The organism is Promicromonospora sp. NPDC052451 (assembly GCF_044547525.1).
GTDB lineage: Bacteria > Actinomycetota > Actinomycetes > Actinomycetales > Cellulomonadaceae > Promicromonospora.
In genome coordinates this window covers 156,207-171,346 of the sequence record NZ_JBIUAP010000012.1, presented here as the reverse complement: position 1 = coordinate 171,346, position 15,140 = coordinate 156,207, and the positions used below count along the sequence as shown (strand labels likewise).

The following is a 15,140-nucleotide window of genomic DNA, read 5'->3' as shown; positions in this document are numbered from 1 at the left end:
CTCAGCCTTCGCCTGCCTCGACGAACGCGGCGTGGCTGAGCCGCACCACGCCGTCGGCGTAGGTGGAGATTCCCGCGACCTCGTCGGCGTGGCCGGTCAGGTTGCGCGTCCGGTAGAGGTAGATGATCGGGGCGTCCTCCTGGACCTGGGTGACGACCTGCCCGTACAGGTCGGCGCGCTCGGCCGGGTCGATCACGGTGGCCGCCTCGGTGAGCAGGTCGTCGACCTCGGGGTTGCTGTACCCGGAGTAGTTGTTGCCGGCGCCCGTGGACAGGAAGTTGTACATGTTGCCGTGCGGGTCCACGCGGCCCGACCAGCCGAGCTGCAGCAGGTCGAAGTCGCCCTGCTCCTGGACCTCCAGCAGCGAGGAGTACTCGACGGGCACGATCGTCAGCTCGAAGCCGCCGTCGGCCACCGACGCCTGGACGGCCTGCGCGAGGCGCAGGGTGTCGGGGGTGTTGGTCACCTTCATCTCGATCTCGTACGGCACCTCCACGCCCGCCTCCTCCAGGAGCGCCCTGGCGCCCTCGGGGTCGTGCTCCGGGCAGGCCTCGCTCGCGTCGGTGCTGAACGGCGACGCGGGGGAGATGGGGGAGCAGGCCGGGTCGAACCGGTCGTTGAAGACCGACTTCACGAGCTGCTCGCGGTCCACCGCCATCGACAGCGCCTGGCGCACGCGCGGGTCCGTGGCGATCGGCGTGTCGATCTGGCCGGGCGGGTTGCCGACGCCGTCGGTGTTGCCCACGTTGACCGTCATCGCCTGGTAGCCCAGCGAGCCGACCTCCAGGAGCCCGACGTTCTCGTCGTTCTCCAGCTCGCCGAGGTCCTGGGTCGAGATCGTGTCGGCCACCTGCACGTCGCCGGAGCGCAGGTTCGCGGCGCGGATGCTCGCGTCCGTGATGATGCGGTAGGTGATCGAGTCCAGGTGCACGTTCTCGGCGTCGTAGTACAGGGGGTCGCGCTCGACGGTGATGGACGTCTGGGGCACGCGCTCGACGAACTTGAAGGCGCCCACGCACACGGGGTGCTCGCCGAAGTCGTCGCCGGCCTTCTCCAGCTCCGTGGGCGACATGATCATGCCGGCCCGGTCGGCCAGGACCGCGGTGAGCGGGGCGAACGGCGTCTCGTAGTCGATCTCGACGGTGTGCTCGTCCACGGCCGTCACCTCGGTGATCGGGCCGAGCTCGCTGCGCCGGGACGAGTCCTCCTTGGTGAGGTGGCGCTCGATCGAGGTCTTGACGGCGTCGGCGTCGAAGGGGGTGCCGTCGGCGAACTGCACGCCCTCCTTGAGCGGGAACGTGACCGTGAGACCGTCCTGCGAGACCTCGGGGAGCTCCGTGGCCAGCATCGGGACGATCTCGCCCGCCTCGTCGATGTCGTAGAGCTTCTCGCACATCGTCTCCATGACGTAGCGCGTGTAGAGCGACGAGGAGGTCGTGGGGTCGAGCACGTCGGGCTCGGCGGACAGCGCCATGACGAGGTCGCCGCCCTCGGTGATCGTGCGGCCCTCCAGGGAGGTGCCGGTGACGTCGGTCGTCTCCTGGGCGGGTCCGGTGCTGGTCTGCACCTCCTGGCACCCGGACAGGACGAGGGCCGCGGCCAGGAGACCGGCGGCGGGGGCGAGCGGGCCGCGCAGCCGCGGCGGAGGAGTGCGCACTGGGAGAATCCAATCCGGGTCTGACAGGGACGATTGCATACAATCACTCGCTGATCCAACTGTGTGTATGCAATGTGTTGCAGTCCTGTTAAACCTCGGTGACACGGTCCACGCCCTCGTGACGCGGCCGGGCGCAGGCTTTCCGGCGGGTGAATCCTCTGGGTAGAGTCACGCCATGGAAAAGGACAATGAGGTCACTTTGCGCCAAGGCGGCACGGAGGCGACGGCTCAGGCCGGGTACGAGGGTGCGGTCGAGAAGCCTCGCTGGCGGATCATCGGTCCCGGCCTCGTCGTGGCGGCGACCGGCATCGGCGCCGGTGACCTCGTCGCCACCATGGTCGCCGGCAGCAACTACGGGTACGCGCTGCTGTGGGCGGTGATCCTCGGCGTCGTCGTGAAGATCGCGCTGGTCGAGGGTGCGGGCCGCTGGACGCTCGCGACGGGGCGCACCATCTTCGACGGCTGGAAGTCGCTCGGCCTGTGGGCCGTCGTCTACTTCGGCGTCTACGTGGTGGTGTGGGGCTTCAGCTACGGCGCGGCGGCGATGTCCGGCGTGGGCCTGGCGCTGAACGGGCTGTTCCCCGGGGTCGAGGTGCGGTACTGGGCCATGCTGGCCGGCGTGGCCGGCCTGCTGCTGGTCTGGTTCGGCAAGTACAAGCCGTTCGAGAACGTCATGGCGGTCCTCATCGGCGTCATGTTCGTGACCGTCGTGGGCTCGGCGGTGCTGACCACGCCCAACCTGGGTGAGATCGCGGCCGGCCTCGTGCCGATCATCCCGGAGGGTGCCGTGCTGAACACGCTCGGCCTCGCGGGCGGCGTCGGCGGCACGATCACCCTGGCCGCCTACGGCTACTGGCTCACCGAGAAGGGCTGGGACACGCCACGGTGGATGCGCGTGATGCGCCTCGACAACGCCTGGGCGTACGTGATGTCCGGCGTCTTCGTGATCTCCATGCTGATCGTGGGCTCGGAGCTGCTGTACTCGGCCGGCCTGGCCGTGGCCGACGGCGAGCAGGGGCTGGTCGACGTCGCGGACGTGCTGGCCCAGCGGTACGGCGCGTTCATGGCGCCGCTGTTCCTGGTGGGCTTCTTCGCGGCGACGTTCTCGTCGGTGATCGGGGTCTGGCACGGCGTGTCGCTCATGTTCGCCGACTTCGTGGCCACCATGCGCAACCTGCCCGCCGACGACCGCCGCCGGGGCGCGGGCGGCACCTACTACCGCTGGTACATCCTGTGGCTCACGTTCCCGCCGATGCTGCTGCTGTTCCTGGACAAGCCGATCCTGCTCGTCGTGCTCTACGGCGCGCTCGGCTCCCTGTTCATGCCGTTCCTGGCGCTGACGCTCCTGTTCCTCATGAACTCGAAGGCCGTGCCGGCGCAGTGGCGCAACCGCTGGTGGGTCAACGTGATCCTGGTGCTGGTGGCGGCGATGTTCCTGGTCCTGGGCGGGAACGAGCTGATCAAGGCGGTGGCGCCGCTGTTCGGGGGCTGATCTCCGTCAGGCGGTGCCGCGCAGGCCGAGGAAGCCGGCGACCTCCCGGGCCACAGCGCCGGGCGTCTCGTAGTGCGTCAGGTGGCCGACGCCGGGAACGAGTACCTGGCGCGCGTCACGGAACAGGGCGAGCAGCTCCCGCTGGTCGCGCACCGGCGCCAGGTCGTCCCGGGAGCCGCCGACGAGCAGGGTGGGCACGTCGATGTCCGCCGCCCACTCGCGGACGCTGCCGGTGATCGAGGCGCGGAACGACTCCAGGAGCGAGCGCCGGGTCGCGAACCCGGCGAAGTACCGTCCGTGCTCCTCGTGGATCCAGCGGCGCAGCGCGCGGTCCGGCGTCCGGACCATGGCGACGCTCGCGACCCGGGTGAGCGCGGCGTGCCGCAGGAGTGCGGTACCGGTCGGTTCGGGCAGGGCCCCGGCCAGGTCGTGCAGGACAGCGGTCGCCCCCGTGCTCACCCGGCCTCGGCCCGACAGGGGCGGCCGGGGGATCGGGTTGATCAGGACGAGCTCTCGCGCCAGGTGTCCGGCGTCCGGTGCGTCATCGGCCACGGCCGCGCCGGACATCGCTGCGGCCGCGACGACCGAGCCGAACGAGTGGCCCAGCAGCACCGACGTCCCGTCGCGAGCCACCTCCCGGAGCAGCTCGCGCGCCCAGGCGGCATAGGCGGGCACGTCGTGCCGTCCCGGCAGCGCGGGCGACGCGCCGAACCCGGGCAGGTCGGGCACCGTGACCCGGAGGCCCGGGCGCTGCCGGAGCAGGTGCGCCACGATCGGCTCGAGCCCGTGGTGGTCCCCGCGGAACCCGTGCAGCGCCACCATGTGGTCGGTGGCGTCGTCGGGCCCGTACTGCCACACGTGCGTCGTGCCGCCGCGCAGCGCGAGCTGCGAGCGCGCCACGGGGGTCGCGGCGATCAGCGCCGCGTACGGGGAGGGGAGCGGTCGGCGTGCCATTCCCGAGAGCCTAGCCACCCGTGACGCCCCAGATCACGGGGATGACCGAGGCATTCACGAAAGCCGGGACGACCCGGGGGTGAACCCGACGAAAAGGTCGGGGGTGAACCCCAGATGAATAGGGGGAGACCCCTATGGTTGGCGAGTGCCGGGCCGGTCAAGATGGAGCCCATGACGATCCTCGCCATCGGCCTCACGCTCGTCGGAGCGGTGTGCTTCGCGGTCGCCTCGGTGCTCCAGCACCACGCCGTGACGACCACCGAGCACCCCGACGTGCTGGACGGGACCCGCGGGGCGACGCGTCCCGGCGAGCTCGCGGGGCGGAACCTCAGCACCCGGCACCTCCTGGCGATCGTCCGGCGACGGCGCTGGCTCCAGGGCGCGGGGCTCGCCGGCATCGGGTCGCTCGTCAACGGCTTCGCCCTCCTGCTGGCTCCGCTGCGCGTGGTGCAGCCGGTCGGCGTCCTCGCCGTCCCTCTGGCCGTGCTGCTCTCGGCCGCACGAGCCCGCCGCAGGCCCTCGCGCGGTGTCCTGCTCGGCGCCGCACTGACCGTCGGGGGCGTGGTCGTCTTCGTCGTGGCGTCGGCGGGCTCGGCCACCACGCACACCCCGACCGCTGCGGCGACCCTCGTGGCCGGCCTCGTCGTCATGGGGCTCGTCGCCGTCCTCGCCGTCGCCGGGCTGTCCCGCAGCGGCCAGGGGCCTCTGCGCTGCCTCGCGCTCGCCAGCGCCGTCGCCGTCGCCTACGGCCTCCTCTCCGCGCTCGTCCGGGTCGCGGCGCAGGCCGCTGCCGACACCGGGATCTTGTCGCCGCTCGTGCTGGGGTGCGCCGCCGGCGCCCTCGTCGCGTTCGCTGTCGGTGCGTGGCTCGTACAGCACGCCTACCACGCCGGTGCGCCGGAGATCGTCATCGCCTGCCTGACCGTCGTCGACCCGATCGTCGCCGTCCTGCTGGGTGCCGTCCTGCTCGGCGAGGGATCGTCGACCCCGGTCACGGCTTGGGTCATCCTCGGCGCTGCGGCCCTCACCGCGACGGTCGGAGTCCTTACCCTTGCCCACCATCACCCGGATGCGGTGGCCGCCCGCGCCGAGCGCGAGGACACCCTCGCCGTCGGAGCCTGAGCCGCCCAGAGCCTGACCCTGAACGCCTGAACGCGCATCGTCCAGACCAGCCCCACCCGGGGCGGAATCATGGGAGTCCCTACAGTGAACATGCTCCGGATCCTCGTCGCCGCCGACACGTTCGCCCCCGACGTCAACGGCGCCGCACGCTTCGCGGACCGGCTCTCCGCCGGGCTGGCGGGCCGCGGCCACGAGGTGCACGTCGTCGCCCCCTCGCCCACGGGCGGCGCGGGCGTCGAGATGCGCGACGGCGTCGTCGTCCATCGCCTCGCCTCGCGGCGCATGCCCGGGCTCGACGCGATGCGGGTGTGCCTCCCCTGGGAGGTGTCCTCCGAGGTGAAGAAGGTCTTCGGGGACGTGCGCCCGGACGTCGTGCACACCAACGGGCACATGCTGCTCGGCCGTGCCGTCGTGCAGCAGGCGCTGCGCGAGGAGGTGCCGCTCGTCGCGACGAACCACCTCATGCCCGAGAACATCGTGGGCTACCTGCCGCTGTTCGGGCCGCTCCGTTCCGTCTTCGCCGAGTGGATGTACCGCGACCTCGGCCGCGTCTACTCGCGCGCCGACGCCGTCACCGCGCCCACCGCCCGCGCCGTCGAGCTGATCAACCGCCGCGCAGGACTGACCGCGGCCTTCCCCGTCTCCAACGGGATCGACGCGGAGTCCTACGACCAGGCCCGCGCCGCGGTGGCCGCACGCCGGAGCACGCCCGGCGGACCCGACACGCTGTACGAGCCGACCGTGCTGTTCGTCGGCCGCCTGGACCAGGAGAAGCGGGTCGACGAGCTGATCCGGGCGTTCGCCCGCATCGCCCCGGACGTGCCCGGCCGCCTGGAGATCGTGGGCGACGGCGCGTGCCGTGCCACCTGGGAGGCGCTCGCGGACCGGCTCGGCGTGGCGCACCGGGTACGGTTCCTCGGCCGGGTGTCCGACGACGACCTGATGTCCGCCTACGCCACCGCCGACGTGTTCTGCATGCCCGGCGTCTCCGAGCTGCAGAGCATCGTCACCATGGAGGCGATGGCCGTGGGGCTGCCCGTGGTCGCGGCCGACGCGATGGCGCTGCCGCACCTGGTCCGGCCCGGCACCAACGGCGAGCTGTTCACGCCGGGTGACGTGGCCGGCCTGGCCGGCCACCTGAGGACGCTGATGACCGACGTGACGCTCCGCGAGCGGTACGGCACCGCCGGCCGCGAGCTTATCGAGGCGCACGCGATGGGCGCCACCCTCGGGATCTTCGAGGCGCTCTACGAGAAGGTGATGAGCGGGACGCCGGTGGCCGCATGACCGTCGGCCCCCGGCGCGTCGCCGTGGTCTGCGACTACGCCCTGGACTACCTCGGCGGCGCGCAGACCGCCCTCGTCGAGCAGGTCGCGGCGCTCACGGAGTACGGAGCCGAGGTGGTGGTCGTCGCACCCTCGTCGGCCTCCGCCGCGGTGCGCGCCGGACTGGGCGAGGGCGTGACCTACGAGCGGGTGCCCGCACGCTGGGTGCTGCCTGGTCTGGCGCTGCCCGTGGTGCCGAACTCGGCGAGCCTGCGCCGCCGGCTGGCGGCCGTGCTCACCGAGCGCCGGATCGAGGTGGTCCAGCTCCACTCCGAGTTCGGCGTGGCCGCCGCCGCGGCCGCCGTGGCGGCCGATCTGGGGCTGCCGGTGGTGCACACCGTGCACACGTTCTTCTGGCAGACGGACCTGCGGCCCCAGCGGATGGTCGCCGCGCTCGTGCGCGCGTTCCACCGCGGCATCACCGGACTGCGCCCGACCCGAGTACACCTGGCGGACCGGCCGGGCGACAGCGCGCTGCGCAACATGACCCTTGGCGTGGCCCGGCAGGCCGACCTGGTCGTCTCGCCCTCCGCCCACCAGGCGGCGCGCCTGCGGGCCGCCGGGCTGGAGCACGTGGCCGTGGTGCCGAACACCGTCACGCCGCCGGGCCCGGCGGCACAGCCGCTGGAGCAGGTCGACGGTCCGCTGCGCGTGGTCTGGATCGGCCGCTGCGAACCGGAGAAGCGGGTCCTGCCCTTCGTCCGGGCGCTCACCGCCGCGCAGCGCCGGCTGGGTCCGGGCCGGCTGCACGGCGTGGTCGTGGGCGACGGGAGCCAGCTCGCCGCGGCACGCCAGGCCGCGGGCGACGCCGAGATCGAGTTCCTGGGCCGGCAGGAGCGTGACCGGATTCCGGGGCTGCTCGCCGGGGCGCACCTGGCGGCCCTGACCTCGTACGGGTTCGACAACCAGCCGATGACGATCGTCGAGGCTGTCACCGCGGGACGCGGGGTGCTGTACTGCGACCCCGCGCTCAGCGAGGGGCTGGCCGGACCGGGTATCCAGGTGCCGGTGGACGAGGAGGGGATGAGCGCGGCCCTGGTGGACCTCGCCCGGCGGCCCGACCTGGTCGTGGCCGCCTCGGGAGCCACCGAACGCGCGCGGGCCGAGTTCGCCCCGGCGACGCACGCCCGGCGGATGCTGGAGCTGTACACCGACGTGACCGTCCGGACCCGCGCGGCAACGGACGTTCCGGTAGGGTGATTTTTGACCGTTACCGTTCCGTGATCTAAGGTCGGCGGCGATGACCCGCCCAGACATTTCACCCAGCCTGCCCGACGCGACCGCGGGCACGGGTGGCCCGGGCCGGAAGAGCTCCGGGCGGCTCGTGGCCATGGACGGCCTGCGCTTCGCCGCCGCGGCGGCGGTGCTGCTCTACCACTTCACGGCCACCTCGACCGTGACCAGCTACTGGGGTGCCGACCCGGTCCACGCCTTCCCGCTGCTCAACGAGGTCACCCGGTACGGCTGGCTGGGCGTCGAGCTGTTCTTCATGATCTCCGGGTTCGTCATCCTGCTCAGCGCGGACGGCCGCGGCGTCGCCGGGTTCGTGGCCTCGCGCGTGGGCCGCCTGTTCCCGGCCTACTGGGCGTGCATCGTGCTGACCGCGGGGCTGCAGCAGTTCTGGTCCGGAGGGCGGCAGACCACGCTGGTGGAGACCCTGGTCAACCTGACGATGGTGCAGGACCTGTTCGAGGTGACGGGCGTGCAGGTGGTCTTCTGGACCCTGCTCGTGGAGCTCAAGTTCTACCTGCTGGTGCTGGTGGTGCTCGCGTTCGGCCCGCTCACGCGCAACCGGGTGCTGGCCTTCGCGGCGCTCTGGCCGCTCGCGGGCTGGGCCGCGCAGGAGGCGGGCGCACGCTGGCTCGCGGAGTGGCTCGTGCCGGACTACGCGCCCTACTTCGCCGTCGGCATGCTGCTGTTCCTCGCCTACCGTGACGGGTTCGACGTGGTCACCAGCGTGCTGCTCGCCGGCGGGCTGGTGCTGTGCGTGCTGCGCGTGCTGGACGCCGCCGGACGTGCCTCCGACCTCCAGGGCGTACCGGTCAGCCCTGTCGTCACGGTGCTGGTGCTCCTGGCGAGCGTGGCCGCCGTCTGGGCCACGACGCTGCGGGGCCGCACGGCACCGCCCCGGCGGGTGACGGCGGTGCTCGGCACGGTCGGCGCGCTCACCTACCCCGTGTACCTGGTGCACACGCAGTTCGGGTACGCGGTGATCGACGTGCTGGCGCACGAGACCACGCGGACCGTCGCGCTGTTCGCGGCCGGGGCCCTGAGCCTGGTCCTGGCGGTCGCCATCCACTACGGCGTCGAGCGCCCGACGTCGGCCCGGCTGCGCCGGGCGGTCCAGTCCGGTCTGGTGCGCGCCGGTGACGCCCTGCGCCCCCGCGGCCGGGTCCCGGTACCACGGGCCTGATCCGGACGGTCGGCCGGGCAGACGGTCGGGCGGACGGTCGGGCGGGGAGTCGTCGGGACGGGGATCAGCGCGGCGGGTCCGCCACCGCGAACGGGAGCCGGTGCAGCAGCTCGGCCTGCTCCTCGGCCCGGCGGCGCTCCCGCTGGCCGGCGGCGAGCTCTCGTTCCCGGCGCTCGGCGAGCACGGCGTGCAGGAAGGCCTCCGGGTGCGTCCCGGGCGGCGGCCCGGGGGCGACGTACGGCTCCACCCGGCCGGCGAGGTCGTCGGCCAGCCGCGCCCGGGACTCGGGCGCGAGACGCGCCGCGCGCCCCAGGAGCTGGCGGGCGGCCAGCGCCAGCCCGTCCGGCAGCCGGCGCATGTCGGCGGTGTGCGCCCACGCGGCCAGCGACTGCGGCATCACCACGGGGGCCGACGGCGGCTTGCCGCCCCGCACCCGCACCGCGTAGGTGCCGGCGGCGAGGTCGCCGAGCCGCTTGCCCTTGGCGTTGGACAGGGAGACGATCGCGGCGATGCCGCCGAACGTCATCCACAGCTCGAACACGCCGATCAGCGCGCGGACCAGCGCGTGCCGGAACCGCACCGGGCCGCCGTCGTCGCGCACCACGCGGATGCCGCACGCGAGCTTGCCGACCGACCGGCCGCGCGTCAGCGTCTCGACGGTCACCGGCACGCCCACCACGATCACGGCGCTGGCCACCGAGTAGACGATGAGCGCCACGTCCTGGCTCGCCGTCGCGGTCTCCAGGAACCAGATGCCACCGACGACCAGCAGGACGAAGACGACGACGCCGATGACGAGGAAGTCGAGCATGGCGCCCATGGCGCGCGTGATGAACGACGCCGGGCGCGCGTCCAGCACCACGCCCTCGCCGATGACGATGCCGTCCTGCACGGGTCCTCCGGTCGGGGTGCGATGGGTCGTGACTCCTGTGCGGCAGACTACCGTCGTGGACATCGACGCCTTCACCGCCGTGCACGCTGCCGAGTGGGACCGGCTCAAGGAGCTCTCCGGCCGGCGCCGTCTGGACGGCGCCGAGTCCGACGAGCTGGTGCGCCTGTACCAGTCGGTGGCCACGCACCTGTCGACCGTCCGGTCCACCGCGCCCGACCCGGCGCTGGTCACCCGCCTGTCCGACGTGCTGAACCGCGCCCGCACGCGGATCGCCGGTGCGCACGAACCCGCCTGGCGCGAGGTGGTGCGCTTCGCGGTGGTGTCGCTGCCCGCCGCGTTCTACCGGATCCGGTGGTGGTCGCACGCGGTGACGGCGGCCTGCCTGCTCGTGGGCGTCGTCGCCGGGGTCTACGTCGCCACCACCCCGGCCGCCCTCGACGCCATGATGACGCCGGCCCAGCAGGAGCAGTACGTCAACGACGCGTTCGCGTCCTACTACGACCCCGGCATCGAGTTCGCCGGTGTGGTGTGGACGAACAACGCGCGCATCGCCGCGCTGGCCGTGGCGGGCGGTATCACCGGCTTCTTCACGCTGCTCGTGCTCTGGCAGAACGCGGTGCAGGTGGGCGCCACCGGCGGCATGATGGCGGCCCACGACGAGCTGGACCTGTTCCTCACGCTCATCGCCCCGCACGGGCTGCTGGAGCTCACCTGCATCTTCGTCGCGGGCGCGGCCGGCCTGCGGCTCTTCTGGACGCTGATCGACCCCGGCCACCGCAGGCGCACCGTCGCCCTCGCCGCCGAGGGACGCGCCCTGATCACCACGGTCATCGGGCTCGCCGTCGCACTCGGCGTGTCGGGCCTCGTCGAGGGCTTCGTCACCGGCTCGGAGCTGTACTGGTGGCTCAAGATCGTGATCGGCGCGATCGTGCTCGCCGCCTTCTGGGCCTACGTGTACGTGCTGGGCGGCCGCGCCGTGCGGGCCGGCGCCACCGGTGACCTCGCGGAGCACGAGTCCGGGGCCACCGTGGTCACGGCTGGGTGACGACCCCGGCGTCCGTGCCGGTCGCACGGCCCGCTGTCAGTTGCGCGTACTAGGGTTGCGGCGCAGGAACGACTCGAGACGACATCCGGAGCAGGCCCCATGACGACGCCCGAGAGCGCACCCGACCAGCCGGCGCAGCCCACGCCGCCGCAGCCCGGTGGGTCCCAGCCCACGGGCTGGGGCGAGCCGCCGCGGTACGGGCAGTACGCGCCCGGGTACGACCCGGCCGCCCCGCAGACGCCTGCCGCGCCCCAGTACGGCACCCCGCAGTACGGCACCGCGCCGGGCACGCCCGCGGCCGGGCAGTACGGCCAGAGCCAGTACGGGCAGTACTCCCCGCCCACCGCCCAGGTTCCCGGCTACCGGCCCCCGGCCGACAAGCCCGGCATCGTCCCGCTGCGCCCCCTCAGCCTCGGGGAGCTGTACGACGGCGCGTTCGGCGCCGTCCGGCACAACCCCGCCGTCACCCTCGGCCTGACGGCGATCGTCGTGGTCGTGGCCGTCGCGATCGGCACCCTGCTCAGCATCCCGCTCACCACGTGGTTCACCGACCTGTTCGGCGGGCTGTTCGCCGAGGTCGAGAGCGACCCGACCATGCAGGACTTCGGGTTCACCCAGGACGTCCTCGGCGTGACCTACGGCTCGATGCTCGGCACCGGCCTGCTGCTCCTGCTCGCCACCCCGCTCGCCATGGGCGTCATGGCGGTCTCGGTGAGCGAGTCGGTGATCGGACGCAAGATCACCGTGTCCGAGGCCTGGCGACGCGTCGGCAAGCGTGCCTGGTACCTCATCGGGTTCTCGCTCCTGAGCCTGCTCGCCTGGCTCGTGGCCTACGCCCTGCTCGTGGCCGTGGTCGCCGGGCTGTTCGCGGTCGACGTCACGCTCGGCGTGATCGGCATCTTCCTGGCGCTCGCGGCCGCGGTGGTGGGCGGCGTCTGGCTGTTCACCCGCGTCCTGCTCGCCGCGCCCGCCCTCGCGGTCGAGGGCGGCGGCTTCTGGGCGACGGTGGCACGGGCCTGGCGCCTCACCCGCGGCACGTTCTGGCGGGTGCTGGGCATCTACCTGCTGACCTCGATCATCCTCAGCGTCATCGGCCAGATCGTGTCCATCCCGGTGAGCCTGCTGATGAGCGTGTTCATGGTGCAGTCCAACGACGTCGGCCTCGCCGTCAGCTACGGCATCACCTACGTGGTCAGCGGCGGCATGAGCGTGCTGTTCCTCGGCGGTGTGACCGCCCTGCTCTACATCGACACCCGGATGCGACGCGAGGGGCTGGACGTGCAGCTGCAGGCCGCGGCGGCCGTGGCGGACAAGTGACATGAGGGCCGACCTGCCCGTCGTCCCCGACCGGGACACCGCTCGCGAGCTGCTCGGCAGCGAGCTCCAGAAGCCCGAGTACGCCGAGCGCGAGTCCCTGCTCGTGCGCGCGATCAACTGGGTCATCGAGCGCCTGGACGAGATCGACTGGCCGGACGCGTCGATGTCCGGGGCGCAGCTCGGGATCGTGGTCGTGGTGGTCGTGGCGGTCATCGTGCTGATCGCCTGGCTGGTGGCCGGCCCGGTGCGGCTCGGGCGCGAGCGCACGCGGTCGGCGCAGGTGCTCGGTGCCGAGGACACGCGCACGGCGGCCCAGCTGCGCGCGTCGGCCGACGCCGCGGCGGCGGCGGGCGACTGGCGCACCGCGGTCGTGGAGCGCTTCCGCGCCGTCGTGCGCTCCCTGGAGGAACGGGTGGTCATCGAGCCACGACCGGGCCGCACGGCCCAGGAGGCCGCCGCCGACGCGGGCGCGCGGCTGGCCGCCCAGGCCGACCGCCTGCGCGCGGGCGCCGACGTGTTCGACGGCGTCGAGTACGGCGACCGGGTCGCCACGGCCGACGACGACGCGGCGCTGCGCGCCCTGGACGCCGAGGTCACCGCGGCCCGGCCGGAGGTCCCCGCATGACCCTGCCCGCCCCCGCGCCCCCGACACCACCCGCGGTGCCCGCCGTGCAGACCGGCCCCGCCGACGAGCCGCCCGTGGTCGTCGGTGACGACACCACCGGCCGGTCACGGGCCGCCCGCAGGTGGCGTCGCGCGCGCTGGCCGCTCACGGTGCTCGTGGCCGTCGCCCTCCTGGTCGGGTTCCTCGCCGTGGTGCGCCCGGCGACGTCCGCCGCCCCGTACGCCCCGGACAACCCGGAGCAGGGCGGCGCCATGGCGGTCGCCGAGGTGCTGCGGGACCAGGGGGTGCGCGTGACGCACGTGACCACCGTGGCGGAGGCCTCCGCGGCCGCCGGCCCGGACAGCACGCTCCTGATCACCCCCAACCCGTCCTTCTTCGCCGAGGACCAGATCTCGGCGCTGAACCGGACGGGCGCCGACCTCGTGGTGCTGCAGCCGGACTACAGCATGCTCGCGGGCCTGACCCGGGGCTCGGTCGACTCGACGTACGGCGAGTCGACCGGTCCGGTCGACCCGGAGTGCGCCGACCCGGCCGCGCGTGCGGCGGGCCCGCTCCGGCTCCGGCCGGGCCTGTACGACAGCTCCGACGGCTCCGGCACCGTACGCCCCGTGCTGTGCTGGCCCGACGGCGTGGGCGCGTTCGCCTACGCCCGTCTGGACTACCCCGACCGGTCGGTCACCGTGGTCAGCGACCCGACGGTGATCCGTAACGACGCGGTGCTCCAGGACGGCAACGCGGCCCTCGCGCTGTGGATGCTCGGCGGGCACGAGGACCTGGTGTGGCTGGTGCCCGACCCGATGGACGTCAGCACCGTCGGCGACGAGCCCACGCCGGCCGAGCGCGGGCAGGTCGACGCGCTCATGCCGCCGGGCTCGGCGCCCGTCGCCCTCGTCGTGGTGCTCGCGGCCGTGCTGCTCACGCTGTGGCGTGCCCGCCGCCTGGGCCCCCTGGTCGTCGAGGACCTCCCGGTCCTGGTCCGGTCCGCCGAGGCCACGCGCGGCCGGGCCCGCCTGTACCGCGCCGCGCGCGCCCGCGGGCATGCCGCCGCCGGGCTGCGCGCCTCCGCGGCCGACCGGATCGCGTCCCGGCTGGGCCTGGCCCGCTCGTCCGACGCCAACACCGTGGTCGATGCCGTCGTGGCCGCGACCGACCGCCCGTCGCAGCAGGTGGCAGACCTGCTCTACGGTCCACCCCCCGCTGACGACGCCGCGCTCGCCGAGCTCGCGCGCCGACTCGACACCCTGGAGAGCGAGGTCCACCGCCCGTGACCGAACCAGACTTCCCCCAGCAGCCAGCCCTCGACACCGCGCAGCCGCGGGAGACGACCGCCCCGCCCGCCCCGTCGCAGGAGCTCCGCTCCGCCCTGGCGGCCGTCCGCACGGAGGTGGGCAAGGCCGTCGTCGGGCAGGACGCCGCAGTGACCAGCCTGCTCATCGCCCTGCTCTGCCAGGGGCACGTGCTCCTGGAGGGTGTGCCGGGCGTGGCCAAGACGCTCCTGGTGCGCACCCTGGCGGCCGCGCTCCGGCTCGACACCAAGCGCGTGCAGTTCACGCCGGACCTCATGCCGGGCGACGTGACGGGTTCGCTCGTGTACGACGCGCGGACCGCCGAGTTCTCCTTCCGCGAGGGCCCCGTCTTCACCAACCTGGTGCTGGCGGACGAGATCAACCGCACACCTCCCAAGACCCAGGCGTCGCTGCTGGAGGCGATGGAGGAGCGGCAGGTCTCGGTGGACGGCACGCCGCGCCCGCTGCCCGACCCGTTCCTGGTGATCGCCACCCAGAACCCCGTCGAGTACGAGGGCACCTACGCCCTGCCCGAGGCGCAGCTCGACCGGTTCCTGCTCAAGCTCGTGCTGCCGCTGCCCGAGCGGGACCAGGAGGTGGAGGTGCTGGCGCGGCACGCCGCCGGCTTCGACCCCCACGACCTGGCCGCGGCCGGCGTGACGCCGGTGGCCGACGCCGGCATCCTGGCGCGGGCCCGCGCCGAGGTGTCCCAGGTGCAGGTGTCGCGCGAGGTGCTCGGGTACGCGGTGGACGTGTGCCGGGCGACCCGGTTCTCGCCGTCGCTGTCGCTCGGCGTCTCGCCGCGTGGCGCGACGGCCCTGCTGCGCACCGCGCGGGCGTGGGCCTGGCTGTCGGGGCGCTCCTTCGTGACGCCGGACGACATCAAGGCCCTGGCGCACCCGACGCTGCGGCACCGCGTGCAGCTGCGCGCCGAGGCCGAGCTGGAGGGCGTCACCGCCGAGGGCGTGCTGGACACGGTGCTGGCCTCCGTGCCCGTGCCGCGCTGAGGCGG

The 15,140-nt window shown here is 73.4% G+C and carries 13 protein-coding genes; 10 read left to right on the top strand and 3 right to left on the bottom strand.

The window, feature by feature from the left end; all coding sequences use genetic code 11:
• Position 1: 1 nt before the first annotated feature.
• Positions 2 to 1,657 (bottom strand): ABC transporter substrate-binding protein, encoded by a 1,656-nt coding sequence (locus ACIG47_RS20430; protein WP_397432923.1) that lies wholly within the window; start codon positions 1,655 to 1,657, stop codon positions 2 to 4.
• 175 nt (positions 1,658 to 1,832) lie between these two features.
• On the opposite strand from ACIG47_RS20430, the gene ACIG47_RS20425 reads away from it, so the two are divergent.
• On the top strand, positions 1,833 to 3,149 hold the full coding sequence (locus ACIG47_RS20425) for an Nramp family divalent metal transporter (RefSeq protein WP_397432921.1): 1,317 nt from the start codon (positions 1,833 to 1,835) through the stop codon (positions 3,147 to 3,149).
• Positions 3,150 to 3,155: 6 nt separating this feature from the next.
• Here the strand turns inward: ACIG47_RS20425 and ACIG47_RS20420 are convergent, their stop codons facing one another.
• Complete coding sequence (locus tag ACIG47_RS20420; RefSeq protein ID WP_397432920.1) at positions 3,156 to 4,103, bottom strand: alpha/beta fold hydrolase; 948 nt, start codon at positions 4,101 to 4,103, stop codon at positions 3,156 to 3,158.
• Between the two features lie 171 nt (positions 4,104 to 4,274).
• Between ACIG47_RS20420 and ACIG47_RS20415 the strand changes: the two genes are divergently transcribed.
• From ACIG47_RS20415 to ACIG47_RS20400, 4 genes are all read left to right on the top strand, one after another.
• Positions 4,275 to 5,225, top strand: a complete 951-nt coding sequence (locus ACIG47_RS20415; protein ID WP_397432919.1) for a hypothetical protein — start codon at positions 4,275 to 4,277, stop codon at positions 5,223 to 5,225.
• A gap of 69 nt (positions 5,226 to 5,294) precedes the next feature.
• Entirely contained in the window at positions 5,295 to 6,512 is a 1,218-nt protein-coding gene (locus ACIG47_RS20410) for a glycosyltransferase (protein WP_397432918.1), read from the top strand.
• Complete coding sequence (locus tag ACIG47_RS20405) at positions 6,509 to 7,750, top strand: glycosyltransferase (protein ID WP_397432917.1); 1,242 nt, start codon at positions 6,509 to 6,511, stop codon at positions 7,748 to 7,750. The genes ACIG47_RS20410 and ACIG47_RS20405 overlap by 4 nt, the downstream gene beginning before the upstream one ends.
• A 40-nt stretch (positions 7,751 to 7,790) precedes the next feature.
• Entirely contained in the window at positions 7,791 to 8,963 is a 1,173-nt protein-coding gene (locus tag ACIG47_RS20400) for an acyltransferase family protein (protein ID WP_397432915.1), read from the top strand.
• A gap of 64 nt (positions 8,964 to 9,027) precedes the next feature.
• Here the strand turns inward: ACIG47_RS20400 and ACIG47_RS20395 are convergent, their stop codons facing one another.
• A complete protein-coding gene (locus tag ACIG47_RS20395; RefSeq protein WP_397432914.1) occupies positions 9,028 to 9,855 on the bottom strand; it encodes an RDD family protein in 828 nt (275 codons plus the stop codon).
• Positions 9,856 to 9,910: 55 nt separating this feature from the next.
• Between ACIG47_RS20395 and ACIG47_RS20390 the strand changes: the two genes are divergently transcribed.
• The 5 genes from ACIG47_RS20390 to ACIG47_RS20370 all read left to right on the top strand — a co-directional run bounded on the left by ACIG47_RS20390 (position 9,911) and on the right by ACIG47_RS20370 (position 15,135).
• The gene (locus tag ACIG47_RS20390; protein ID WP_397414899.1) at positions 9,911 to 10,900 is read left to right on the top strand and encodes a stage II sporulation protein M; all 990 of its coding nucleotides are present in this window, start codon (positions 9,911 to 9,913) and stop codon (positions 10,898 to 10,900) included.
• Positions 10,901 to 10,999: 99 nt separating this feature from the next.
• Entirely contained in the window at positions 11,000 to 12,217 is a 1,218-nt protein-coding gene (locus tag ACIG47_RS20385) for a hypothetical protein (RefSeq protein ID WP_397432913.1), read from the top strand.
• A gap of 1 nt (position 12,218) precedes the next feature.
• Positions 12,219 to 12,842, top strand: a complete 624-nt coding sequence (locus ACIG47_RS20380) for a DUF4129 domain-containing protein (protein ID WP_397432912.1) — start codon at positions 12,219 to 12,221, stop codon at positions 12,840 to 12,842.
• Positions 12,839 to 14,110: a DUF4350 domain-containing protein gene (locus ACIG47_RS20375; RefSeq protein WP_397432911.1), complete on the top strand. Its 1,272-nt coding sequence runs from the start codon at positions 12,839 to 12,841 to the stop codon at positions 14,108 to 14,110. The genes ACIG47_RS20380 and ACIG47_RS20375 overlap by 4 nt, the downstream gene beginning before the upstream one ends.
• 95 nt (positions 14,111 to 14,205) lie before the next feature.
• On the top strand, positions 14,206 to 15,135 hold the full coding sequence (locus ACIG47_RS20370; RefSeq protein ID WP_397432943.1) for an AAA family ATPase: 930 nt from the start codon (positions 14,206 to 14,208) through the stop codon (positions 15,133 to 15,135).
• Positions 15,136 to 15,140: the final 5 nt, after the last annotated feature.